We start from the raw sequence: 24583 nt of genomic DNA, 5'->3' as shown, positions 1-24583 counted from the left end.
ATTACGAATCATCATGAGCAATTCCATACGCCTGACCCAGTACAGCCACGGCGCCGGCTGCGGCTGCAAGATCTCGCCCAAGGTCCTGGAGGTGATCCTGGCGGGCAGCGGCGCGCAGAATCTCGACCCCAGGCTGTGGGTGGGCAATGCATCGCGCGACGACGCGGCCGTCTACGGCCTGGACGACGAACGCGGCGTGGTGTCGACCACCGACTTTTTCATGCCCATCGTCGACGATCCGTTCGACTTCGGCCGTATCGCGGCGACCAACGCCATCAGCGACATCTATGCCATGGGCGGCGACCCGCTGCTGGCTATCGCCATCCTGGGCTGGCCGGTCAACCTGCTGCCGCCCGAGGTCGCCCGCGATGTGGTGCGCGGCGGCCGCGCGGCCTGCGACGCAGCGGGCATCCCGCTGGCGGGCGGCCATTCCATCGACGCGCCTGAGCCGATCTTCGGCCTGGCGGTAACGGGGGTGGTCGAGAAGGCCCGGCTCAAGCGCAACGACACTGCGACGGTGGGTTGCAAACTGTACCTGACCAAGCCGTTGGGCATAGGCATCCTGACGACCGCGGAGAAAAAGGCCAGGCTGCGCCCCGAGGACGCGAACCTGGCGCGGGATTGGATGTGCACGCTGAACAAGCCCGGCAGCCGCTTCGGCAGGCTGGCGGGGGTCAAGGCCATGACCGATGTCACGGGCTTCGGCCTGCTCGGCCACTTGGTCGAGATGGCCGATGGCAGCGGCCTCAGTGCCCGCGTCGAATATGGCAAGGTGCCGCGGCTGCCTGGCGTGGACTACTACCTGGCAGAGGGGTGTGTGCCCGGCGGCACGGGCCGTAACTTCGATAGCTATGGCGAGCGCATTGCGCCCATCAGCCAGGACCGGATCGACCTGCTGTGCGACCCCCAGACCAGCGGCGGCTTGCTCGTCGCGGTGGCGCCCGAAGGCGAGGCGGAGTTCCTGGCTGCGGCGACCGAATCCGGGTTGGCGCTCGAGCCTATCGGCGAGTTGATCGAGCGACAGTCTTACGCGGTCGAAGTGGTGTGATGCGCGGCGACATCGACGACTATCGCGCGCTGTTCCTGCGCGGCGTGCCGATGATGGATACGCGCGCGCCCATCGAGTTCGGCAAAGGCGCCTTCCCGGGGGCTGTCAATCTTCCCCTGATGACGGATATCGAACGCCAGAAGGTCGGTACCTGCTACAAGCAGCAGGGCCAGGATGCTGCCATTGCGCTGGGCCACAAGCTGGTCAGCGGCCGGACCAAGGCCGAGCGTATCGCCGCATGGGCGGATTTCGCCCGGGCCCATCCCGATGGATGCCTCTATTGTTTTCGCGGCGGCTTGCGTTCGCAAATCGTGCAGACATGGCTCAAGGAAGAGGCGGGCATTGCGTATCCGCGCGTTGTCGGCGGGTATAAAGCCATGCGCGGTTTCCTGCTGCAGACCATCGAGCAGGCCGTGGCGGAGTGCCGGTTCGTGGTGCTGGGAGGGATGACCGGCACGGGCAAGACGGAAGTGCTGCAGCAGCTGGCCAACGGCCTGGACCTGGAGGCGCATGCCAACCATCGTGGGTCAAGCTTCGGCAAGCATGCCACGGCACAGCCGGCGCAGATCGATTTCGAGAACCGCGTAGCCGTCGACATCCTGAAGAAACGCGATGCCGGGCTGGACCGGTTCGTCCTGGAGGACGAGAGCCATGCCATCGGCAGTTGCAGCGTGCCGCTCAGTCTTTATGAAGGCATGCAGGGCTATCCCATCGTGTGGCTGGAAGACACGCTGGAGAACCGGGTCGAGCGCATATTGCGCGATTACGTCATCGACCTGAGCGCGGAGTTCGTCCAGATCCATGGCCAGGAACAGGGCGGGGCGCAGTTCGGACAGCGCCTGCGGCAGAGCCTGGACAATATCCGCAGGCGGCTGGGCGGAGAGCGGCACCAGCGGTTGGCGGCCATCATGGACGCGGCGCTGGCCGAGCAGGCCCGCAGCGGTGAGGTCCGGGCGCACCGGGCATGGATTGAGGAGCTGCTGGTGGAGTACTACGATCCGATGTATGCCTACCAGCGCAAGGCGAAGGGTTCGCGCATTGTCTTTGCCGGGGACCAGCGGGCGGTGCTCGATTACTTCAGGGCCGATCCGCCGGCGTAGCGGGCGCCGTTTCCGGCCCTCATCCTATATGTGGTGGAGCGCGGCGCTCGGATGTCCACTGCCACAGGAGGTGGACTCCAGCGGGCGATTCATTCAGCTCGAGACAAGGCCGGGCGAGGTGCAGGTCATCATTCAGCGAGTTGATCACGAACCGCGGGCCCATCTCGATGTCGAGACCGATTCCATAATGTAGTACGGGCAGGCAGTACGGCCTTGTTCGATAAGACCGCAGAAGGCTGCATGCCCACCAAGGCTGCCGATATAAGGGTTTCCCCTAGATGTCGATGTGTCGATTCCCGGGCGGTTGGTTCGTCGTAGAGAGACATCCACCCTGATGAAAGGAGAATCCCCATGGCTACTGGAACCGTCCGCTTGCACCGCGTCCTGCGCGCCACCCCAGAACGCGTCTATCGCGCCTTCCTCGAGCCCGATGCGATCGCGAAATGGCTGCCTCCCTATGGATTCACCTGCCAAGTCCATCATATGGACGTGAAGGTGGGCGGCACCTTCAAAATGTCCTTCCGTAACTTCGGCAGCGGCAACAGTCATTCCTTCGGCGGCGAGTATCTCGAACTGGTTCCGTTCGAAAAAATCCGCTACTCGGACCGGTTCGACGATCCGAACCTGCCGGGCGTGATGCATGCGACCATTTCGCTCAAACAGGTTGCTTGCGGTACGGAGCTGGAGATTCTGCAGGAGGGCTTGCCCGAGGTGATCCCGGTCGAGATGTGCTACCTGGGTTGGCAGGAGTGCCTCGCCCAGCTGGCCAAACTGGTCGAGCCGGAAATTCCGGATTGACGTTGCTGGACGAGATCCTTCGCTCCGTGGTCCGCCGTTATCGCCTACCGGCTATGGACCCGGCATCGGTGTCCTTGGAAAACGCAGGTCCGGCGACGTTGCTCGCGGCAACGATCGAGCAGGCCCGCCAGGCGGCGGCGCGAGGCGAAATGCCGGACGCTGCCGTGCAGCGTCATTTCGTCGAAGCACTGTCGCAGATCATTCGAGATGCGCTGCGGGAGGAGTCGGGAGATCCTGCTTTCCAGGCCATGGTGCTTCGGCACCGGGCGGCAGCGGTGCGCGAGTACGCCTCGCTAGTTGCGCACGCCGGCCGGGACCGCCGCGTGGTCGGCGCGGCCGTGAACCGGATCGCGCATCCCGCCAAGCTGCGGCGCCATTTGGCCGGTGAGCGACGCGAGGCGCTGGCTGACTTGCATGCGTCCGCATGCGCGGGGTCCTGGTCGGCCGTCGAGGCGACGGTCAGGGGTCTGCTGGCCATGCCCGATGTCGTGGAGCGACCATCCTTGGTGCGTGACTTGATGGTGTTGCAAGACAGTCCCGCGTTGGCGCGCTTGCTGCGTCTTGAAGCCTTGGTGTCGGACGAGCAGGTGCGCCGGTACCGGGCTCTGTGGGATAGGCATGGCCCTCGATCGGGAAGCCCGACCGCCGTTGCGCAGGGCGTCGCGTCGCAGCGGCGTGGCGCGGCTGTTGAAGCCCTTGCCACCCAGGCCGTGGAAGCACTGGCGCGGCGCCTCGAGCAGGATGAAGGGCGTCAGGGCGTCTATCGCGTCGTGACCGCGATGCACGTACCGGCTTCGCTCGCAGCCAATCGCGAGCGTGCCAAGACCGAGTGGGATGCGGTCTTGCTCAGGCAGGCGAAGACCGTCGGCGATGCACCGGCGTGGGACCTATGCTTGCTGGTCGAGGCCAAGGCCTCCGTGGATGCCGCAACGACGGACTATCCGCGGCTGTTGCGGGGCTTGCGCCTGCTTGCACAGGCGCAAGCAGGCACCGTGTACGCGTTCAAGACTCGGCAAGGGATGGTGTGCCTGCGTGGAGAGTCGCTTAGCGCGCTGCCTACCACCGTGAAGGATCTGACGAGGACGGTACTTTATTGCAGTAATGCGCCGGCCGAAACCGGACCGCGCCTGCTTAGTGCCGCGAGCCGGATGCAGCTCCTGTCGGCACCGGCCAGCCTGGCGTTTGCCGCTGCGCTGATCGACGGCTCGCACGCGGATCCGCGGGATCTCGACTCCATCTGGCGGGAGTTATGGACGTCGCCCCGATGGGCGGCTGTGCTTTGCCAGTACCCGGCGATGCTCCAGGTACGGGAATTGATGGTGCATACCGAAGACCTGTCCGCCGCCGTCGGCGGCACGACAGACGGCGCCGCCGGCAGGGCCTGAGGCCGCGGCTGCGACGAAAAACCTACATACCCTCACGGGTGGGAGAGCAAAATGGTCAGCAAGAACACGATTTGTCTCTGGTACGACGGCACCGCCCTGGAAGCCGCCGAGTTCTATGCCGACACGTTTCCGGACAGTGCGGTGGGAGCCGTTCTTCTTGCGCCCGGCGATTATCCCGCCGGCAAACAGGGCGATGTCTTGACGGTCGAGTTCACCGTCATGGGCATCCCTTGCCTGGGGCTGAACGGCGGGCCCATGGTCAGCCACAATGAGGCGTTCTCGTTCCAGGTCGCAACCGACGACCAGGCGGAAACCGATCGCCTGTGGAGCGCGATCGTCGACAACGGCGGCCAGGAAAGCGTGTGTGGCTGGTGCAAGGACAAATGGGGAATATCGTGGCAGATCACGCCGCGCATTCTGACGGAAGCATTGGCTGATCCCGACCGCGCGACCGCCAAGCGCGTTTTCGATGCCATGATGCAAATGAAAAAGATCGACGTCGCGGCCATCGAGGCAGCGCGGCGCGGCTGACGCCACCTCGCCCCCGAGCGCATTGCTCGGGGGCGAGTGTGGGACGCCGGTCCTCAGTCCTCCCGGCGCAAATGCGGAAACAGGATCACGTCCCGGATACTGGGGCTGTCCGTCAGCAACATGACCAGGCGGTCGATCCCGATTCCGCATCCGGCAGTCGGCGGCATGCCGTATTCGAGCGCCCGGATGTAGTCCGCGTCGTAATACATCGCTTCCTCGTCACCGGCGTCTTTGGCCTCGACCTGCTTGCGGAAGCGCTCCGCCTGGTCCTCGGCGTCGTTCAACTCCGAGAATCCGTTGGCGATTTCGCGTCCCACCATGAAAAGCTCGAAGCGCTCGGTAATCCCCGGCCGCGTATCCGACGCCCGCGCCAGCGGCGACACCTCTACCGGGTAGTCGATGATGTAGGTCGGTTGCCAGAGCTTGGCTTCCGCCGTTTCCTCGAATAGCGCCAGCTGCAGCGCGCCGAGGCCGGCACGGGCCAGCTGCGGGCCTTCCACGTGGGCGCCCAGCTTCTTGAGTTCGGCCCGCAGGAAGGCTTCGTCGCTGAGCTGTTCGCTGGTGTAGCCCGGTTCGGCATACTTGTGGATGGCTTCGGTGATCGTGAGACGGTCGAAGGGTTGCGCGAGGTCCACCTCGCGTCCCTGGTAGGTGAGCTTGGCGCTGCCAGTGGCGTCGATGGCGGCCTGGCGCAGGAGTTGTTCGGTGAAGTCCATGAGCCAGCGGTAGTCGCCGTACGCCGCATAGAACTCCATCATGGTGAATTCGGGGTTGTGGCGGGGGCTGACGCCTTCGTTGCGGAAGTTGCGGTTCAGCTCGAACACCCTTTCGAAACCACCCACGATCAGGCGCTTGAGGTAGAGTTCGGGCGCGATGCGCAGGTACATGGGCATGTCCAGCGCGTTGTGGTGGGTCGTGAAAGGCTTGGCCGCAGCACCGCCGGGGATGACTTGCAGCATGGGCGTCTCGACTTCCAGGAAGCCGGACTCGGCCATGTAGCGGCGCATGGAGGCGATGGCGCGGCTGCGCGCAACGAAGGTGTTGCGCGTGGCTTCCGTCATGATGAGGTCGACGTAGCGCTGGCGGTAGCGCAATTCCTGGTCGGCAATGCCATGGAACTTGTCGGGCAGGGGACGCAGGGACTTGGTGAGCAGGCGCAGTTCGCTGGCCTGGACCGACAGTTCTCCCTTGTTCGTCTTGAAGACCTTGCCGCGTACGCCGATGATGTCGCCAATGTCCCAGTGCTTGAAGGCGTCGTAAACCTGTTCCCCCAGCAATTCCTTGCTCAGGTAGATCTGGATGCGGCCGGTGGCGTCCTGCAGGGTGGCGAAGCTGGCCTTGCCCAACACGCGCTTGAGCATCATGCGGCCAGCCACGCTGGCCTGGATGTCGGCGGTATCGAGCGCTTCCTTTTCCTGCTGGTCGTAGAGCTCGTGCAGCCTGGCCGCGCGATCGGCGGGAACGAAGTCGTTGGGGAAGGCCGGCCCGGCCTCGCGCAGGCGGGCGAGCTTGGCGCGCCGTTCGGCGATGATCTGGTTTTCGTCTTGCGCGGGTTCGGTGCCGGTGGGCCGGTTGTCGGTCATGATGGTATCGGATCAGTAGTCTCGGATGTCGTCGAGTTCGGTCTGGCCGAAGTCGTCGCGTTCCAGGTAGTCGAGGATGCGGGCAGCCACGTCGGCGGGCGCGGCGAGCTGGCCGCTGCGGTGGAGCGCCTTGAAATCTTCCACCGCGGGGAAGGCGTCGGGCAGGGTGGCGCGGATGGCCGCCTGCATGGGCGTGTCGATCACGCCGGGCGCGAGCGCCGCGATGCGCAGCCCGGAGCCTTGCTGTTCCAGCTTGACGGTGCGCGTGTACATGTCGAGCGCTGCCTTGGTCGCGCAATACACGCTCCAGCCCGGCATGGGCCGGCGGCCGGCGCCGGACGAAATGTTCAGCACGCGCCGGTCCGCCGTGGACGGCGCCGACGACAGCAGGGCGGCCGTGAGCAGCATGGCGGCCGCGACATTCACGTGCAGGGCGTGGGCGACGGCCGCCGCATCCAGCGTGGCCGCGGGCGTGATCGGTTCTACCGTGCCGGCATTGTTGATCAACCGGTAGCGGCGAGCGCCGCCGGGCAGTTCGCTGAACAGGCCCTGCGCCACCGCTTCGGTGGCTACCGGATCGGCCAGGTCGACCGTGTAGTGCCTGTGCGCGCATTGATGCTCGCGTGCATGCTGGGCCAGCAGCGCAGGCTCGGTGCGCGACAGCGTGACCAGCAGCGTTCCGGGCCGGCAGGCGGCCAGCGCCAGCGCAGCGCCGAGGCCGCGTGAGGCCCCGCTTACGATCACGATGGTCTCGCTCATGTCGTCTTGCTCCCTAGGGTCAGACGCCGTGTTTCAGGCTGGCTTCGATGAAGGGATCGAGGTCGCCGTCCAGTACCTTCTGGGTATTGGAAATCTCGACGTTGGTGCGCAGGTCCTTGATCCGGCTCTGGTCCAGCACGTAGGAACGGATCTGGTGGCCCCAGCCCACGTCGGTCTTGGAGTCTTCCAGTTTCTGCTGTTCGGCCATGCGCTTGCGCATTTCGAGTTCGAACAGCTTGGACTTCAGCATTTGCATGGCCTCGGCCCGGTTGCGGTGCTGCGAACGGTCGTTCTGGCACTGCACGACGATGCCGGTGGGGATATGGGTCATGCGCACGGCCGAGTCGGTCTTGTTGATGTGCTGGCCACCCGCGCCCGAGGCGCGGAAGGTATCGACCCGGATGTCGGCGGGATTGACCTCGACTTCGAAGGAGTCGTCCACTTCCGGGTAGACGAATACGCTGGCGAAGGAGGTGTGGCGGCCACCCGACGAGTCGAACGGGCTCTTGCGGACCAGGCGGTGCACGCCGGTCTCGGTGCGCAGGTAGCCGAAGGCGTATTCACCTTCGATCTTGATGGTGGCGGACTTGATCCCGGCGACTTCGCCTTCGGACTCTTCGAGTACCTCGGCCTTGAAGCCCTTGCGCTCGGCGTACTTCAGGTACTGCCGCAGCAGCATCGAGGCCCAGTCCTGGGCTTCGGTGCCGCCGGCGCCGGCCTGGATGTCCAGGAAGCAGTTGAGCGGGTCGGCCGGATTGGAGAACATGCGGCGGAATTCCAGGCCGTCTACTTTTTCCTCGATGCCCTGGGCATCGCCGGCGATGGATTCGAGCGTGGCATCGTCATTGTCGGCGGCCGCCATCTCGAACAGCTCGGAGGCGTCGCGCAGGGACGATTCGATGTCATGGATCGTCAGGACGACGGCTTCCAGCGCCTTCTTTTCCCGGCCCAGGTCCTGGGCGTGCTTGGGGTCGTTCCAGACCTCGGGGTTTTCTAGTTCGGCGTTGACGACTTGCAGGCGTTCATCTTTGGCATCGTAGTCAAAGATACCTCCGTAGGGCCTGCGTGCGCGCGGAGAGGTCCTGAAGTTGGGCGTCGAGTTGGTTGAGGCGTTCTGCTTCCATGCTGAATTCCAGGTGATTTTTTCGCGTAACCCGAAATTTTAACGTACTTATGTCATTGGACGCCGGGATGGCGCGCGCCTCAGGCCGCCGATTCCCGCGCGTGTTCGATCACCAGCTGCACCGACACCATGCCGTTCCAGTTGTTCAGTGCCAGTCGGTAGGCCAGGTCGGCGGCCGTCGGCAAAGCGTCGGCGCGGCCGAACCAGATCGCGTCGAAGCGTTGGTGCCCGCGCTCGAGCGCCAGCTTCAGGTGCTTCTCGCCCACCAGGCGCTGGCTGCGCACGATGAAGGAGTCGACGAATACCGGTGCGGGAAAGCCGGCGCCCCATACCTGCTGGTCGAGCAGGGTCGCGACGTCGGCATTGGCAAAATCCGCTTCGAGCGAACCGTCGGTTTCCAGGGCCGGCTCGAAGCGGCTGCGGCCGGTCAGCTCTCGTACCGCCGCATCGAAGGCCGGCACGAAGGCGGGGAAGTCGGCTTCGTGCAGCGTCAGGCCGGCGGCCATCGCATGGCCGCCGAACTTGCGGATCAGGTTCGGGTAGCGCTTGGACACCAGGTCCAGGACGTCGCGCAGGTGCACATCGGGCACCGAGCGGCCCGAGCCGCGCAGTTCGCCGTCTCCGGCGGGGGCAAAGGCCAGCGTGGGGCACCAGAAGCGGTCCTTCAGGCGCGAGGCCACAAGTCCCACCACGCCCTGATGCCAGGAGGCGTCGAACACGCACAGGCTGGCCGAGGGTGTGGTCTGCAAGGCGTCCAGGGAGGCCATGGCCTGGTCCCGCATGCCGGCTTCGATCTCGCGGCGTTCGCGATTGATCGCATCCAGCTCGCGCGCCAGTTTCAGGGCTTCGTCTTCGTCGTCGGTGAGCAGGCAGCGTATGCCCAGGCTCATGTCGGCCAGGCGCCCGGCCGCGTTGATGCGCGGGCCCAGGGCGAAGCCCAGGTCGAAGGTGCTGGCTTCACGCGGGTTGCGCGCGGCAACCGCGAACAAGGCGCGCAGGCCGGCTTGCATGCGGCCGGCGCGTATGCGCTTGAGCCCCTGGGCCACCAGGAGCCGGTTGTTGGCGTCGAGCCGCACCACGTCGGCCACCGTGCCCAGGGCCACGAGGTCGGTCAGGGCGTCGAGGCGGGGGCCGTTGTCGGCGCCGAAGACGCCGCGCCTGCGCAGTTCGGCGCGCAGCGCCAGCAGGAGGTAGAAAATGACGCCGACGCCCGCAAGGTGCTTGGATGGAAAACCGCAGCCGGGCTGGTTGGGGTTGACGATGGCCAGGGCTTCGGGAAGCCGGTCGCCGGGCAGGTGATGGTCGGTGATTACGACTTGCATGCCGGCCAGGCGGGCGGCTTCCACGCCTTCGATGCTGGCAATGCCGTTATCGACCGTAATAAGGAGGTCGGGCTTGCCGGCCGGATGCGCGCATGCGAGTGCAACCACGGCGGGCGACAGTCCATAGCCGGTCTCGAAACGGTTCGGCACCAGAAAGTCGACGATGGCGCCCATGGCCCGCAAGCCGCGCACGGCGACCGCGCACGCGGTGGCGCCGTCGCAATCGTAGTCGGCGACGATCAGCAGCCGTTTGCGGGCTGCGATGGAATCGGCAAGCAGGACGGCCGCGTGGCCGGCATGGGTCAGCAGCGATGGGGCGAGCATGGCCGACCAGTCGGGAGCCGTGTCCCGGGGGGACGAGACGCCGCGGGCCGCCCAGAGGCGGGCCAGCAGCGGATGGATGCCGGCCATCTCCAGGCGGCGCCTGGCAGCCGGATCGGGTTGGCGGGTCAGGATTCTCGGGGCAACCACCAGCGTTTCCAATCGTGTCGTGTTCGGGGCAGCCAGCGCAGCAGTGCAGGCCGCCGTTCGATGTGCAAGGTCACCAGTCGTTCGCGGCCTGGCAGTACCAGCGTGAGCTGTCGCAGTTGGCCCTTCTGCAGGGCCTCGTCCACCGGGCGGAACCAGTCGCGTTCCAGCCGCGCGGCAGCATCGAGCCAGGCTCGCCAGTCGTCGGTGCGTTCGGGTAGGGACAGGTCGGGGAGTTCCACCAGTGCCCCGGGCAGCGCGTCGGCCTTGGCCGCGGCGGCGGACGTCCAGCCAAGTCCGTCGCGTTCGGCCAGGTTGTGCAACCATTGCGCGCCGGCAGCGAGCCGGGCAGGGCGGCCGTCGGGCCAAGCGGGCTGCCACGGACGCGCCCCGCCGTACAGCCACAAGGCGTTGATAGGCGGTTCGCCGCGTGCCTCGCGCGCCTGGTTGACTGGCGCCTCGTGCCAGGCCATTTGGATTTCGTTGACCAGCTTGCGCCAAGGACGGGCGTCGGCAGTGCGTGGCCACCACGATTCGAGCGCGGCGCCGGTCACGGCTTCCGGCGTGCCGGTATGCTGCGCGATGCCGGCCGGCACGTTCAGTTTCCATCGGCCCGGGCCGACCGCCTCGGCCGATGCACTGTGGCTTGCCAAGGTGGAACGGGCCGCTGCGAGCAGGGCGTCGCTTTCGGCCTGGGTGGCGCCCAGGCCGCCAGGATCGGTCAGCACGGGGCCGTCGCGCCCGATCTGGATGTGGGCGAGGTCGGCCAGCCATACGGGCTGATCGGGCTCGGGGCTCCGTACCAGCAGGGGCGCGATACCGCGGCCATATTTGCCGTCGGGCGGACGGTAGCCTGCCCTATGCAGCCACCAGAATTCTCGAGCCGTGCAGCCGGCCACGAAGGGATCGAACGATTGTTCGGCCGGCGCCGCGGCGCCGAGCCAGGCGTGCAGGATACGCGTGGCGGGCTCGCCGGCGAGTTGCCGTGCGAGTTCCGGCGCGATGGCGGCTTCGGTCAGCAGGCCGGGCAGCAGCAAGGTCAACGAGGATCGGGAGGCGGGCACGGTCGCAAAGTTTCGAGAGGCGCCCCGGGTGTCGAGGCCACGGCCGGTATTGTAGGGGTTCGGCCGGCAAGGCCGTGGCCGTGTCGTTCTGCCATAATACGCGCGTGCTCAAGATACCCTACGAATTCTGGATAGGCTGGCGCTATACGCGCGCCGGCCGCGGGCGGCGACGAGATCGCTTCATTTCCTTCATTGCCGCCAGTTCGATGGCAGGCATAGGCCTGGGCGTGGCCGCACTGATCATCGTGCTGTCCGTCATGAATGGTTTCCAGAAGGAAGTGCGCGACCGCATGCTCTCGGTGCTGCCGCACATCGAGCTGTATCCCGTCGGCGGCGAACGCGGTGCCGCGCTGGCGAGCTGGCGCGAATTGACCGCCACCGCGAAGAAGAATCCCGAAGTCCTGGCTGGCGCGCCTTATGTGGCGGCCCAGGCCATGATCGCCCGTAACCAGGTGTTGCGGGGCGTGCAGGTGCGGGGGGTCGAGCCCCAGGCCGAACGCTCCGTTTCCGACGTGGCCAGCCACATGGTGGCCGGGTCCCTCGATGCCTTGACGCCCGGCAGTTATGGCGTGGTGCTGGGGCGCGCGCTGGCCCAGGGGCTGGGCGTGGGCCTGGGCGATCCCATCCTGATGCTTGCGCCGCAGGGGTCGGTGACGCCGGCTGGCTTCACCCCCCGCATGCGGCAGTTCACGGTGGCGGGTATTTTCGAGGTCGGCCACTACGAGTACGACTCCAGCCTGGCCTTCCTGAACGTCGATGACGCTGCGCGCCTGTTCCGGGACAGCGGCATAGGCGGGGTACGGCTGCGCATCGCCGACATGCAGGAGGCGCCGCTGGTAGCCCGCGAGCTGGCGCAGTCGCTGCCGCCCAACATCGCAGCGGCGGACTGGTCTCGCAACAACCGTACCTGGTTCGCTGCCGTACAGACCGAAAAACGCATGATGTTCCTGATCCTGGCGCTGATCATCGCGGTGGCGGCGTTCAACCTGCTGTCGTCGCTGGTCATGGCGGTCAACGACAAGCAGGCGGATATCGCGATCTTGCGTACGCTGGGGGCCACGCCTGGCGAAATCGCGCGCATTTTCGTGGTGCAGGGGGCGCTGATCGGCGTGATCGGGACCTTGCTCGGCGTGGCCGGCGGCGCGCTGGTCGCGACCAATATCGATGTCATCGTGCCCGCCATCGAGCACGCGCTGGGCATCCAGTTCCTGCCGAAGGACATCTACCTGATTACCGAGCTGCCGTCAGATCCACGCCTCTCCGATATCGTTACCGTCGGCGTGACCTCGCTGGTGCTGTCGTTCCTGGCTACCTTGTATCCCAGCTGGCGCGCGTCGCGCCTGCAACCGGCGGAGGTGCTGCGCCATGACTGATCGCCGCATCGTGCTGGAAGGGCGGGGCATCTCCAAGGTCTATGCCGAAGGTACCGAGCAGGTCACCGTGCTGCGGGGCGTGGACCTGCAAGTGCGACAGGGCGAAATGGTGGCTCTGGTCGGCGCGTCCGGATCGGGCAAGAGCACCTTGCTCCATGTGCTGGGGCTGCTCGACCGGCCCACCTCGGGCGAAGTACGGCTCGATGGCAACCCGGTGGCCGGTTTCAATGAAAAGCAGCGCAGCCTGGCGCGCAACCGCAGTCTAGGCTTCGTCTACCAGTTCCATCACCTGTTGGCCGAGTTCTCCGCGCTCGACAACGTCGCCATGCCGTTGGTGGTGCGCCGCATGGACCGCAGCCAGGCGCGCAAGGCTGCCGCGGAAATGCTGGAACAGGTGGGGCTCGCGGCCCGGGCGGCTCACCATCCCGGCCAGTTGTCCGGCGGCGAGCGCCAACGCGTGGCCTTGGCCCGGGCGCTGGTTACGCGGCCGCTGTGCGTGTTGGCCGACGAGCCCACCGGCAATCTCGACCGCCATACCGCGCGCGATGTGTTCGGCTTGCTCAAACGCTTGAACCAGCAATTGCAGATGGCCTTCGTGATCGTGACCCATGATGCCGAACTGGCGGCCTTGGCCGACAGGCAACTGCGCATGGCGGACGGCGTGCTGGCCGAGGAAACCCACGGCCCGGGCACCGCCTCTGCCTGAAATCCAGGTCGACGCGGGCAGCGGCTAGGCTACGGCCGGCCCTGGGGCATGGGCACGCCGCGAGGGAATCGGCGGTAAAGTTGGCATCATGCTGATCGATACCCATTGCCATCTCGATGCGGCCGAGTTCGACCCCGACCGCGCCCAGGTCGCCGAACAAGCGTGCCGTGCGGGGGTAGGCGCCATCGTCATCCCCGCGATCGCGCATAGCAATTTTTCCGTGGTCCGCGACCTGGCCCATCGCATTCCCGGCGGCACCTATGCGCTGGGTATCCATCCTTTGTTCGTGCGGCAGTCCGGCGACGCCGACCTGGATCGATTGCGCGATGCCGTCCAGGCCGCCCTGCCGGATCCCCGATTCGTGGCCATAGGCGAAATCGGCCTGGACTTCTTCGTCGCCGAGATTGCCAGCGGCCCGCAACGCGAGCGGCAAGAGCATTTCTACCAGGCGCAGCTCAAGCTGGCGGCGGAGTTCGGGCTGCCGGTGCTGCTGCACGTGCGCCGTTCCCAGGACGTATTGCTGAAGTACCTGCGCCGCATCGACGTGGCGGGCGGCATTGCGCATGCCTTCAACGGCAGCCGGCAGCAAGCCGATCAATTCGTGCAACGCGGGTTTGCACTGGGCATGGGCGGAGAGATGACGTACGAACGCTCCCGCAATATCCGGCGCCTGGCCACGGGCCTCGATTTATCGGCCCTGGTGCTGGAAACCGATGCGCCGGACATTCCGCCCGCATGGCTGCCGCGCGACTGCCGCCGCAACGCACCGGCCGAATTGCCGCGCATGGCCCAGGTGCTGGCCGAGTTGCGCGGGGTGACGGTCGACGAGGTGGCCGCCGCCACGTCCGAGAATGCGCGGCGCGTCCTGCCGCGGCTGGCGGCGGCGCTGTCCCTGGCCTGATCCGAAGCCTGCGTCCGCAGTGCCGTGCCCGGGGTGCGGACATGGATGGAATCGTCCTCACCCGGGCTGCGCGCCTGGGCCTGCCTGCGTACCATCTGGCCCTCTGCTGAGGGGGAGGCATGTGGCGTTTGGCGTTGGTGGCATTTGTGCTGGGTACGGCGTGGGTACACGTCCTGCCCGCGGTGCCGCGCGCCGGCTGGACGGCGGTGGGGGCCGGCGCCTTACTGCTGGCGCTCGGTGCCGCATGGCGGCGGGGGCGGGGAGTGTGGCGCGGGCCGGCGGGCCTGGCCGTGGTCCTGGCCATGGCGGGCATGGTGGCCGGCACGGGGCTCGCATTGGTCCGCATCGATCTGCGGCTACAGGATGCCTTGTCACCGGAACGCGAGAACCGTCCGATCGAGCTCGATTACCTGGTGACCAGTCTGTCCACCGCCACAGGCCGCGGCCAGCGGTTCCAGGCCGAGTTGCTGGCGCCGCCGCCCGGCGTCCCCCGGCGCGTGCAATTGGCCTGGTACGGTAAGGCGGCCGAGGTGGTGCCGGGCGAAATCTGGCGTGCGAGCGTCGTGCTCAAGCGCCCGCACGGCAACCTCAATCCCCATGGTTTCGACTACGAGGCCTACCTGTTCGAGCACGGCATCCGGGCCACCGGTTCCGTACGCGGCCGGCCTCGGCGACTGGGACAAGGCTCCGGTTTCGGCGTGCTCGTGCAGCGCGCACGGCATGACAGCCGCGCCGTCTTGCGGGAGATCCTGGGGGGCAAGCGGTATGGCCCCGTGCTGACGGCCTTGGCCATGGGCGACCAGGCAGGGGTGGACAAGCGCGACTGGGAAACTTTCAGCCGCGCGGGCATCACGCACCTGGTTTCCATCAGTGGATTGCACGTGACCATGCTGGCGGCGCTCGCGGGGTGGATCGTGCTGCAAGGCTGGAAATGCTGTAGCTGGCGCGGCACCCGCCTCGCCGAGCGCAACCCGGCGCAGGTGGCGGCCGCGGCGGCGGCACTCGTCGTGGCATGGTTGTACTGCCTGCTCGCGGGCTGGGGCGTGCCTGCGCAGCGTACCTTCTTCATGTTGTCCGTGATCGGGCTGGCCGCGATGCTTCGGTTGCCCCTGTCCGGATCGCGCGTGCTGGCGGTGGCGGCAGCGCTGGTATGCGCGCTCGATCCCTGGGCGCCGCTGGCGACCGGCTTCTGGCTGTCGTTCGGCGCGGTAGCGCTGCTGGTGCTGGCAGGCAGCGGGCGATGGCGCTGGCGCGAAGCGGGCGATCTCCCATGGCGGACGGGCCTGGCCGCATCGCTGCGGGAAGGTGCCCGCGCGCAGGTGGTGCTGACGGTAGGGCTGTTGCCGGCGCTGGGCTTGATGTTCCAGCAGATATCGCTGGTGTCGCCCTTGGCCAATGCGCTGGCCATCCCGGTAGTCAGCCTGTTGGTGACCCCGCTGGCGCTGGCAGCGCTTGCACTGGCTATGGTGCCAGGGCTCTCCGGCATCGCCGCCGCGTCGGCGTCCCTGGCCCATGCCGTGTTCGCCGTGCTGATGCAGCCCGTGCAGTGGCTGGCCCATGCACAGTTCGCTGCCCATGCGCTGGCCGCGCCGCCATGGCCGCTGGTGGCGCTCGGCCTGGCGGGCGTGGCCTGGGCGATGCAGCCGCGCGGGCTGCCTTGCCGTTGGCTGGCCCTGGTGCTGCTGACGCCGATGCTGGCCTATCGGCCGGCACGGCCAGAACACGGCGCGTGGCAAATGACCATGCTGGATGTGGGGCAGGGCAGCGCCATTGTGGTGGAAACCTCGCATACGACCTTGCTTTTCGATACGGGGCCTCCCTATGGCGACCACGCCGACGCCGGCTCGCGCGTGATCTGGCCGTATCTGCGGGCACGCGGCATACGCCGGCTCGATGAGCTGGTGGTCTCGCATGCCGACGTCGACCATGCGGGCGGATTGCGTTCGTTGCTGGCTGCGGTGCCGGTGGGCCGCGTGCATGCGTCGTACGATCTCGCGCTCCGCGAGCCCGGCATGCCGACCTCGTCGCGTTGCGCCGATGGCCAGCGGTGGACGCGGGACGGGGTGGAATTTTCGTTCGTCCATCCCGCGCGGGCGGAGGAGCACGAGACACCGGCGCCCGAGCGCAACGGGAACAGTTGTGTCCTGCTTCTGCGTGGCCAGCACCACAGCGCCCTGTTGACTGGCGACATTGGGAAGACGGAAGAAGCCAGATTGGCACGGCGCGGGGCAATCGCGGTCGACGTGCTCGCCGTGCCGCATCACGGTTCGCGCCATTCATCGAGCGGTGCACTGGTTGCGGCCACGTCGGCCGCCCATGCCGTGGCCCAGGCCGGCTACCTGAATCGCTATCGCCATCCGCATCCGCAGATCGTGCGGCGGTGGCAGCGCGCCGGAACCATCTTCCACCGCACCGACCGGCACGGCGCGGTGGTGTTCAGTTCGGATAGCCATGGGCTGACCGTCGAACGAGAGCGGGACGCGCGCCGCCGCTACTGGCATGCGTCGGCGTCGTAGTGCGCGCTATGTCTCACGTACGGCCGTTGGCCCAGTGGGGCTGGCTACAATCCTCGTACTTCGCTCCGCAAGGGATGCTTTCTCCATGAACTCCTATGCTTCGTCCGGCACCTCCCAGCCACGCCTGGACTTCGTGTCCTGCCTGAGCCCCGCAGGCCTGCACCGCATGGCGTACTGGGAGTGGGGAGACCCCGATAACGATCAAGTGCTGCTATGTGTCCACGGGCTGACACGTACGGGGCGCGACTTCGATGCCCTGGCGCGCCGCATGGCCGGCCGCTATCGCGTGGTATGTCCCGATGTGGTGGGCCGCGGACGCTCGGACTGGTTGGCCAATCCCGCCTATTACGCCATGCCTCAGTACATAGCCGATATGATGCCGCTGCTGGCGCGCCTGCAGCCGCGGATCCTGCATTGGTTCGGCACCTCCATGGGCGGTCTGATAGGCATGGCGCTGGCCGGGCTGCAGGCGTCGCCCATCGACAAGCTGGTATTGAACGATGTCGGTCCGCGCCTGGAGTGGGAAGCGCTGACCCGGATCGGACAGTACCTGGGCAAGGCGCCGGCGTTCCGCAGCTTCGAGGAAGCCAAGGCCTACGTCAGGACGGTCAGCGCCTCGTTCGGCGATCATACCGAGGATCAATGGAGCGAGCTGACCCGCAACGTGGTGCGCCAGGCAGACGGCCCAGAGGGCTCGTGGACCATGCATTACGATCCCGCCATCGCCCAGTCTTTCCAGACCCTCGACCCGGCCATGGCGATTGCTGCCGAAGCCGCGCTATGGCAGGTCTACGACAGCATTGCATGTCCGATATTGGTGGTGCGCGGTGAGCGCTCCGACCTGCTGAGCGAGGACACGGTCGAGCAGATGCTTATCCGCAACCCGCGCGCGCGCCGGGCGGACATCCCGGGAGTCGGCCACGCTCCCACGTTCATGACGCCGTACCAGCTCGATATCGCCGAGGATTTCCTGTGTCGCAGCTAGGTGGCCAGGATGTTTGCCGCGTGGTCGATCCCGGGCGGTGGGCGGCCGGCCAAACCGGGGCCCGCGGGCCGGCACCGGCACGGGCCGGGGCTGCTATGCTTGCGGCTCCGAATCTGCTTGAACTACGAGGAAACCCATGAGCATCGAGCGCTTCAGCGTCGGCAAACGCATGTCCGAAATGGTCGTCCACGGCGGCGTCGCCTATCTGGCCGGTCAAGTGGCCGAGGATCCCAGCCAGGACGCCGCCGGCCAGACGCGGCAGGTACTGGCCGCCATCGACAAACTGCTGGCCGCTGCCGGTACGGACAAGACCCGAATCCTGCGTGCCCAGATCTTCCTGGCCGATATTGCCGACTTCGCCGCCATGAATTCGGTCTGGGATGCCTGGGTGCCGGCCGGCAACACGCCGGCGCGCGCCACGGTCGAGGCCAAGCTGGCCGCGCCCGAATACAAGGTCGAGATCGTCGTTACTGCCGCGGTGTGACGGCATGCAGCGTCAGCCGGCGCCGAGCCGCCAGCTGACGCCGGCGAGCAGGGTGTATCGTCACGCCCCTAGCCGGCCTGGGTCCCCGAGCGGGTCCTGCCGGTAGTACTGCACGAGCAGCCCGTACCACTCCGGCATCGCCGCCCGCAGCGGCCCGGGATGGACGAAGAAGGCTTCGGAGCTGACCGCAAAGAATTCCGCGGTATCGGTGGCCGCATAGGGGTCGATGGGCAATTGCGCATACCACGGGTCGGCTTCTTCGGACTCCGGGTCCACGTCGGGCGGGATGGCCGCCTCGATGGTCTCCAGTTGCTGCAATAGCGACTCGTAGCTGGCCTCCAGTACGCGGCGCCACAGCCGGGGGGTGATGTCGGGGTGGGCATGCAGGCTCGGCATGCCGTCGGCCTGTCCGAATTGCAGGTCCAGCTTGTGTGCGAATTCGTGGATCACGACGTTGAAGCCCTCGGGACGCTCCCCGCCCGGGCCGGCGTCCTCCCACGACAGCACGACGGGCCCCCCCTCCCAGGCTTCGCCGGCGGCTTCTTCGATATATTCGTGGACGATGCCATCCTCATCCATGTCGGTACGGGGAATCAGAAAACCGCTCGGATAGACGATGACTTCCGTCCACCCCTCGTAGAGCCCCGGGTCCAGGTACAGGATGGGCAGACAGGCCTGCGCGGCGATGGACAGCCGGATTTCATCGGTCAGGACTTGGCCGCCCGCACCCGTCATTGCCTTGCTGGCCAGGAACCAGGCGACCCGGGCCTGCAACGCGGTCCGTTCGTCGTCATTGAGCCGCGCGAGGAAAGCATGCGAGGCCAGCGTTTGGGTCCATAATTCCGGATTGATGCGTGCCTGCATCTGCGCGACGCGGCTTTTCGAGGCGCCGCGGGCCAACAGCCATCCCAACATACAATGAATTTCCCTGGGTGGATATGCGACTAGAGTATCGCGCCGGCGCTCTTGCATGGCCGATGCAACGTAAAGTGTAAGACGATGAACGAACCCGCCCTAGATGCCTCCGGCGAACTTTCCGCAGTTTTCGACTCTGCCTGGCAAGAGGCTGCCAATGCCGGCCTGTCGGAACGGGCCCGGGAGGAGCTGCGCAAGGCGCTCGAGTGGTCGCTGCCGCGCTATGCACGCGAACCGGCCGTCGCCGAAGGCGAGACCTGGGCCGAACATGCTGCCGGGGTAGTGGCGATTCTCGCCGGCATGCAGGTGGACGGGCATACCCGCATGGCGACCCTGCTGGCCAACGCCGTGGGCGACCGCGAGGTCAATAGCAATCCGCATAAGGATCCGGTCACGCTGCAGTTCGGGACCGAGATCGGCCGGCTGGTGCACGGCTACCGGGCGCTGCTGCGCCTGGGGCAGGTCACGCGCGACGCCAGTGACGCTTCGGCCGGGAGCGGCGCGCAGGCGGAAATGCTGCGCAAGATGCTGCTGGCCATGGCGGCCGACCTGCGCATCGTCCTTATGCGGCTGGCCTCGCGCCTGCAGACGCTGCGCTGGCACGCCCAGCACAAAGTGCCGCTGCCGGAGGCCCTGGCGCGTGAAACGCTGGAGTTGTATGCGCCGCTGGCCAACCGGCTGGGCATCTGGCAGGTCAAGTGGGAAATGGAGGATCTGGCCTTCCGCTTCCTCGAACCGGTGCGCTACAAGGAAATCGCCGGCCTGCTGGAAGAAAAACGGACGGAACGCGAAGCCTTCATCGCGGACGCCATCGCACGGGTGCGCCAGGCGCTGGAGGGTGCCGGCATCGCGGCCGACGTGACCGGCCGTCCCAAGCACATCTACAGCATCTGGAACAAGATGCGCAACCGCCGCCTGAGCTTCTCGGATCTCTATGACCTGCGGGCGCTGCGCATTATCGTCGACGACATCCGTACCTGCTATACGGTACTGGGACTGGTCCACCATCTCTGGACGCCGGTGCCCAACGAGTTCGACGACTACATCTCCCGGCCCAAGCCCAACGGCTATCGCTCGCTCCATACCGTGGTTTACGACCATGACGGGCGGCCGTTCGAGGTACAGATCCGCACGCGTGAAATGCATCAGTTCGCGGAGTTCGGCATGGCCGCGCACTGGCGTTACAAGGAGGCTGGCGCCAAGGGCGGCCAGGTCAGCGCCGATTCCGAGTACGACCGCAAGCTGAGCTGGATACGGCAATTGTTGGCGTGGAAGGCCGATGTCCAGGTCGACGACGAGCTTGGACCGGCGGCGCTGAACTCGCTGGCCGACAACATCTATGTGCTGACGCCGCAGGCGCGGGTGATCGAGCTGCCGCCCGGCGCGACGCCGGTCGATTTCGCCTACCAGGTCCATACCGACCTGGGCCACCGCTGCCGCGGGGCACGGGTCGACGGGACGATGGTGCCCCTGAACACGCGGCTGACGACTGGCCAGACCGTCGAGATCATTGCCGCCAAGTCGGGCGGGCCGTCGCGCGACTGGCTCAACCCCCAGCTGGGCTACCTCGCCAGCCAGCGTTCGCGCGCCAAGGTACGTGCCTGGTTCAACGCCATCGATATCCAGGAACGCATTGCCCAGGGGCAGGGCATGCTGGAGAAAGAACTGCAGCGCCTGGGCAAGACGGCCACCAACCTGGAACTGCTCGCCCAGCAGCTGGGCTTTGCCTGCACCGAGGACTTGTACGTGGCCCTGGCCAAGGACGAGTTCAGCCTGCGCCAGATTGCCAGCGCCTTCGAGGCTCCCGCGCCCGAAGCTGCGCCCGATCTCTCCACGCTGACGCGCGACAGCCGCCCCGAAAGCGCCGTGCATGCCGGCAAGAGCGGGGTACTGGTGGTCGGCGTGGATGCGCTGCTGACCCAGTTGGCCAAATGCTGCCGGCCAGCCCCGCCTGATGCGATTTCAGGGTTCGTGACGCGGGGGCGCGGCGTCTCCATCCACCGGTGCGACTGCAAGAGCTTCCGGGCGTTGGCGGCGCGAGAACCGGAACGGGTCATCGACGTGACCTGGGGACAGACGGGCGATGCGGTGTATCCCGTGGACATCGTGGTACTGGCCAACGACCGCCATGGTCTGTTGCGCGACATCTCCGAGGTGTTCGCCCGCCAGCGGATCAACGTGATCGGCGTCAATACCCAGAGCCGCCAGGCCATTGCCCGCATGGTGTTTACCGCCGAGGTGGGCAACGGCGAGCACCTTACCCGCGCGCTGGCCGGCATTCGCGAGGTGCCGGGGGTGTTGGAGGCGGATCGGCGCTAGCGCGGCCCGCATCGCGCGTTTGCCGATACGCGATCCAGTCGTCGTGGTCGATGGGCGTCGCAAGCCCCACCAGATGCGCCTGGATGGGATAGTAGTTGCAGGGCAGCCGCTGTCCGCCGATCTGGATCTCGACCCGGCGCCGCACGAACAGGGAATCCCCGGCCGGGTCGTATTCCTCGACCTCGTCCATCGCCGCCAGCAGGGCTTCTTCCACGAGATAGACTTCTCCGCGTACGCGGGGCCCGGCCTGTTCGATCAGGCCGGGCCAATCGCCGAAATCGACCAGGCGGCCGGCGACGCTGGCCTCGCCCAGGGCGACGGGCGCGGGCAGGCCGCGCTGGCGCGCCAGGCGTTCGATGTCGTTGATTTCTCCGCGGCGCAGCGTCCCGTATACGAAAACGTGCGGCATGGCGGCTCAGGCCCCTTTGGGCATGGGTACGCCGGCGGGCCGGTTGGCAGGGCAGAAATCGCCGGTTTGCAGGGCGTCGAGTATGCGGAGCGTTTCCTCGGGACTGCGGCCGACTTTCAAGTTGTTTACCGACACGTGTTGGATGGTGTTGTCCGGGTCGACGATGAACGTGGCGCGCAAGGCGACGCCTTCGCCGCGGTCGCGGATACCGAGCTGGTCCACCAGGGCGCCGGCGCTATCGGCGAACTGATAGTGGTTCAGGCGTGACAAGGCCGGCACTTCGCGCCGCCAGGCAAGCTTGGCGTATTCGTTGTCCACCGATCCGGCCAGCAGCACGGTGCCACGCTGGGTGAATTGCTCGGCCAGCGCAGCAAAGGCGATGATTTCGCCGGCGCAGATATCGGAGAAATCCTTGGGCGTGAAATAGATGACCTTCCACTTGCCGGGAAAGGACTTTTCGGTGAGGGTTTCGAATGCCGAAGCACCGTTTTCCTCGGGTTCGTTGAATCCTGGCTTGATGCCGTGCAATTTGAACGGATCGAGCTTGGCTCCGACGGTCTTCATCTAGGCTCCTCGGTTGGGTTGCCGGGCTCGCGGCGACCCCCGGCGCCTACTTGGCGTCGGCCGATTTTTGCGAGGAGGCCGGCAGTGTGATGCAGGCGGTCAGGCCGCCGCCATCCCGGTTCAGTAGATTTAGGGTACCACCGGCGCGTTCCAGCAGTCGCTTCACGATGGCCAGGCCCAGGCCGGCGCCACCCGCATTGGTCCGCGCATCCGACCCGCGGGTGAAGGGCCGCAGCAGCCGTGGCACGTCTTCGGGTTTGACGCCGGGACCGTCGTCGGACACTTCGATCAGGACGTTGGAGCCTTGGCTGATGACCGAGAGTTCGATATGGGGAGGCTGGTCCGGCTTGTGCCCGTAGCGGCGAGCGTTCTCCAGCAGATTGCCGACAGCTCGTTGCAGGTCCGCGGTAGCGATGCGCGCCCACAGGTTGGGGGTGATCGTCACTTGCAGCGAACCGCCGAGGGCCTCGGTGTGGCTGCATTCGCGCTCGACCATCTCGGACACCAGTTCCGAGATATTGTTGTTGCGATCCGGGGTGTTGGCCGGGCGGGCGTATTCCATGAATTGCCCGATGGTGCGGTCGATCTGCGCCAGGTCTTCGTCCACCGCTTCCCGCGCCGCCTCGGACACGCCGCTCAGTTCGATCTCCAGGCGCAGGCGGGCCAGCGGCGTGCGCAAGTCGTGCGAGATGCCGGCGAGCATCAGCGCCCGGTCGGCCTCGGCGCGGTCCAATTCCTCGACCATGCGATTGAAGTTGGTATTGACGCGGCGGATTTCCTCGGGACCGCTTTCCGGCAGCGGGGGTGGCGTCTCGCCTCGGGAGAGGGCGAGCGTGGCGCGCGACAGGCGCGAGAGCGGCCGGTTGACGAATCCCACGATAACCGCAGCGCCCAGCAGCGAAAGCAATAGCGCGGCGGCACCCCAGCCCAGCCATTCCACGCCGGGTACCCGTTCGGCGCGGTCACGTTCGACCACCATCCAGTAGTCATCGTCATCGATGGAGAAACTGACCCACAGCCCGGGAATCCGGTTGACTTCCCATGCGACGATGGTTTCCGGCCCCAGCCGGTCGATCACTTGCTGTTCGACCCGCTGCAGGACCTGCCGGTCGGGCAAGCGGACCGTGATGTCGTCTTTCTCGTGGGGATAGATCTGTATGCCCTCGTTGGTAGCGAGGTCAAGCAGCAGGTAGCGCCGTTCTTGCGGCGCGGAGTGGATCAGGGCGGCGCGGGTAATGTTGACGACGGTGACGATCTGCTGGGCAACTTGCTGCGCGCGCGGCTCGACCTCCATGCTGCGGAACGCCTGCAGCCAGGCTGCAAGGCTCGCCGTCATCAGCACGGTAAGCAATAGAAAGGTCCGGCTGAACAAGCCCAGCCTGGACGCGACGCGCAGGGCGACCGACATGGATGCCTAGGAGCGGATCAACTGCCCCCATCGGGTACGAACACGTAGCCGAGGCCCCATACCGTCTGGATGAATACTGGCTTGGCAGGATCGGGCTCGATCAGCTTGCGCAGCCGGGAGATCTGCACGTCCAGGCTGCGGTCGAACGCTTCGTACTCGCGTCCGCGCGCCAGTTCCATCAGCTTGTCCCGCGACAGAGGGATCTTGGGATGGCGGGCGAATACCTTGAGCACCGAGAATTCGCCGGTGGTCAGGGCAACCGGCTCGTTGTCGCGGGTGAGCGTACGAGTGGCCAGGTTGAGAACATAGGGGCCGAAGGTGACCGACTCGTTGTCCTGGCTGGGCGCGCCGGGATGTTCTTCGGGCCCCCGGCGGCGCAGCACGGCGTTGACACGGGCCAGCAGTTCGCGCGGGTTGAACGGCTTGGGCAGGTAGTCGTCGGCGCCCATCTCGAGGCCCACGATACGGTCGACGTCTTCGGCCTTGGCCGTGAGCATGATGATGGGCGTGCTGTCGCGGGCGCCTCGCAGGCGGCGGCAGATGGACAGGCCGTCCTCGCCGGGAAGCATCAGGTCCAGTACGAGCAGGTCGAACCGCTCGCGTTGCCAAAGCTTGTTCATCGTCTGGGCGTTTTCCGCGACCCAGACCGAAAAGCCTTGTTCAGCGAGGTAGCGGCGCAGCAGGTCGCGCAGCCGCACGTCGTCGTCGACGACAAGGATTTTTTTAGGAGCGTTGGCTAGTGACATGGCGCAAATGTAACGGAGGCGTTTATATCAATCCAGCGAGGGACATTGCTTGTTACATAAATGCGGCTTTGGACAC

Annotated in this window: 22 protein-coding genes; 12 read left to right on the top strand and 10 right to left on the bottom strand. The window is 66.5% G+C overall.

Annotation, left to right across the window (positions count from 1 at the left end):
• Window positions 1–13: 13 nt before the first annotated feature.
• From selD to QHC78_RS08315, 5 genes are all read left to right on the top strand, one after another.
• Window positions 14–1048, top strand: coding sequence for a selenide, water dikinase SelD (gene selD, locus QHC78_RS08335; RefSeq protein WP_319743409.1), 1035 nt, complete (start codon window positions 14–16; stop codon window positions 1046–1048).
• Window positions 1048–2148 (top strand): tRNA 2-selenouridine(34) synthase MnmH, encoded by a 1101-nt coding sequence (gene mnmH / locus QHC78_RS08330; RefSeq protein ID WP_319743408.1) that lies wholly within the window; start codon window positions 1048–1050, stop codon window positions 2146–2148. Before selD ends, mnmH begins: the two co-directional genes overlap by 1 nt.
• A gap of 351 nt (window positions 2149–2499) precedes the next feature.
• Window positions 2500–2946, top strand: a complete 447-nt coding sequence (locus QHC78_RS08325; protein ID WP_319743407.1) for an SRPBCC family protein — start codon at window positions 2500–2502, stop codon at window positions 2944–2946.
• A gap of 53 nt (window positions 2947–2999) precedes the next feature.
• Window positions 3000–4331, top strand: a complete 1332-nt coding sequence (locus QHC78_RS08320; protein WP_319743486.1) for a 3-deoxy-D-arabino-heptulosonate 7-phosphate synthase — start codon at window positions 3000–3002, stop codon at window positions 4329–4331.
• Window positions 4332–4382: 51 nt separating this feature from the next.
• Window positions 4383–4862, top strand: coding sequence for a VOC family protein (locus QHC78_RS08315; protein WP_319743406.1), 480 nt, complete (start codon window positions 4383–4385; stop codon window positions 4860–4862).
• 53 nt (window positions 4863–4915) lie between these two features.
• Here QHC78_RS08315 and lysS read toward each other — a convergent pair whose 3' ends face one another.
• The 5 genes from lysS to QHC78_RS08290 all read right to left on the bottom strand — a co-directional run bounded on the left by lysS (window position 4916) and on the right by QHC78_RS08290 (window position 11181).
• Window positions 4916–6445, bottom strand: a complete 1530-nt coding sequence (gene lysS / locus QHC78_RS08310) for a lysine--tRNA ligase (RefSeq protein ID WP_319743405.1) — start codon at window positions 6443–6445, stop codon at window positions 4916–4918.
• A gap of 12 nt (window positions 6446–6457) precedes the next feature.
• A complete protein-coding gene (locus QHC78_RS08305) occupies window positions 6458–7204 on the bottom strand; it encodes an SDR family oxidoreductase (RefSeq protein WP_319743404.1) in 747 nt (248 codons plus the stop codon).
• A gap of 19 nt (window positions 7205–7223) precedes the next feature.
• Window positions 7224–8328 (bottom strand): peptide chain release factor 2 gene (gene prfB, locus QHC78_RS08300; RefSeq protein ID WP_319743403.1). Its coding sequence is split into 2 segments (ribosomal slippage): window positions 7224–8246 and window positions 8248–8328, totalling 1104 coding nucleotides; the frame shifts between segments, so codons are not numbered across the junction.
• Between the two features lie 79 nt (window positions 8329–8407).
• Complete coding sequence (gene recJ / locus QHC78_RS08295; protein ID WP_319743402.1) at window positions 8408–10120, bottom strand: single-stranded-DNA-specific exonuclease RecJ; 1713 nt, start codon at window positions 10118–10120, stop codon at window positions 8408–8410.
• Entirely contained in the window at window positions 10099–11181 is a 1083-nt protein-coding gene (locus tag QHC78_RS08290; protein ID WP_319743401.1) for a hypothetical protein, read from the bottom strand. Before QHC78_RS08290 ends, recJ begins: the two co-directional genes overlap by 22 nt.
• A 104-nt stretch (window positions 11182–11285) precedes the next feature.
• On the opposite strand from QHC78_RS08290, the gene QHC78_RS08285 reads away from it, so the two are divergent.
• The 6 genes from QHC78_RS08285 to QHC78_RS08260 all read left to right on the top strand — a co-directional run bounded on the left by QHC78_RS08285 (window position 11286) and on the right by QHC78_RS08260 (window position 18146).
• Window positions 11286–12554, top strand: coding sequence for a lipoprotein-releasing ABC transporter permease subunit (locus QHC78_RS08285; RefSeq protein WP_319743400.1), 1269 nt, complete (start codon window positions 11286–11288; stop codon window positions 12552–12554).
• Window positions 12547–13260, top strand: a complete 714-nt coding sequence (locus QHC78_RS08280; protein WP_319743399.1) for an ABC transporter ATP-binding protein — start codon at window positions 12547–12549, stop codon at window positions 13258–13260. Before QHC78_RS08285 ends, QHC78_RS08280 begins: the two co-directional genes overlap by 8 nt.
• A gap of 88 nt (window positions 13261–13348) precedes the next feature.
• Window positions 13349–14161 carry a TatD family hydrolase gene (locus QHC78_RS08275; RefSeq protein WP_319743398.1) on the top strand — a complete coding sequence of 271 codons (813 nt, stop codon included), beginning with the start codon at window positions 13349–13351 and terminating at the stop codon, window positions 14159–14161.
• A gap of 119 nt (window positions 14162–14280) precedes the next feature.
• A complete protein-coding gene (locus QHC78_RS08270; RefSeq protein ID WP_319743397.1) occupies window positions 14281–16677 on the top strand; it encodes a DNA internalization-related competence protein ComEC/Rec2 in 2397 nt (798 codons plus the stop codon).
• 85 nt (window positions 16678–16762) lie between these two features.
• Window positions 16763–17662: an alpha/beta fold hydrolase gene (locus tag QHC78_RS08265; RefSeq protein WP_319743396.1), complete on the top strand. Its 900-nt coding sequence runs from the start codon at window positions 16763–16765 to the stop codon at window positions 17660–17662.
• Window positions 17663–17798: 136 nt separating this feature from the next.
• On the top strand, window positions 17799–18146 hold the full coding sequence (locus QHC78_RS08260; RefSeq protein WP_319743395.1) for a RidA family protein: 348 nt from the start codon (window positions 17799–17801) through the stop codon (window positions 18144–18146).
• A 60-nt stretch (window positions 18147–18206) separates the two neighbouring features.
• Here the strand turns inward: QHC78_RS08260 and QHC78_RS08255 are convergent, their stop codons facing one another.
• The gene (locus QHC78_RS08255) at window positions 18207–19061 is read right to left on the bottom strand and encodes a M90 family metallopeptidase (RefSeq protein ID WP_319743394.1); all 855 of its coding nucleotides are present in this window, start codon (window positions 19059–19061) and stop codon (window positions 18207–18209) included.
• A gap of 84 nt (window positions 19062–19145) precedes the next feature.
• On the opposite strand from QHC78_RS08255, the gene QHC78_RS08250 reads away from it, so the two are divergent.
• Window positions 19146–21380 carry a RelA/SpoT family protein gene (locus QHC78_RS08250; protein ID WP_319743393.1) on the top strand — a complete coding sequence of 745 codons (2235 nt, stop codon included), beginning with the start codon at window positions 19146–19148 and terminating at the stop codon, window positions 21378–21380.
• Here the strand turns inward: QHC78_RS08250 and QHC78_RS08245 are convergent.
• Genes QHC78_RS08245 through ompR form a run of 4 tightly spaced genes read right to left on the bottom strand, consistent with a single transcriptional unit; the run spans window position 21319 to window position 24507 of the window.
• Window positions 21319–21789, bottom strand: coding sequence for a gamma-glutamylcyclotransferase family protein (locus QHC78_RS08245; protein ID WP_319743392.1), 471 nt, complete (start codon window positions 21787–21789; stop codon window positions 21319–21321). The genes QHC78_RS08250 and QHC78_RS08245 overlap by 62 nt on opposite strands.
• Window positions 21790–21795: 6 nt before the next feature.
• Window positions 21796–22353, bottom strand: a complete 558-nt coding sequence (locus QHC78_RS08240) for a peroxiredoxin (RefSeq protein WP_319743391.1) — start codon at window positions 22351–22353, stop codon at window positions 21796–21798.
• Between the two features lie 46 nt (window positions 22354–22399).
• Window positions 22400–23761 (bottom strand): sensor histidine kinase family protein, encoded by a 1362-nt coding sequence (locus QHC78_RS08235; protein WP_319743390.1) that lies wholly within the window; start codon window positions 23759–23761, stop codon window positions 22400–22402.
• Between the two features lie 17 nt (window positions 23762–23778).
• A complete protein-coding gene (ompR, locus tag QHC78_RS08230) occupies window positions 23779–24507 on the bottom strand; it encodes an osmolarity response regulator transcription factor OmpR (protein WP_087779290.1) in 729 nt (242 codons plus the stop codon).
• Between the last annotated feature and the right edge of the window lie 76 nt (window positions 24508–24583).

Origin of the sequence: Pigmentiphaga sp., assembly GCF_033795525.1 — a bacterium.
Lineage (GTDB): Bacteria > Pseudomonadota > Gammaproteobacteria > Burkholderiales > Burkholderiaceae_B > Pigmentiphaga.
The sequence above is the reverse complement of the archived record's forward strand: the minus strand, read 5'-3'. Positions and strand labels throughout refer to the sequence as shown.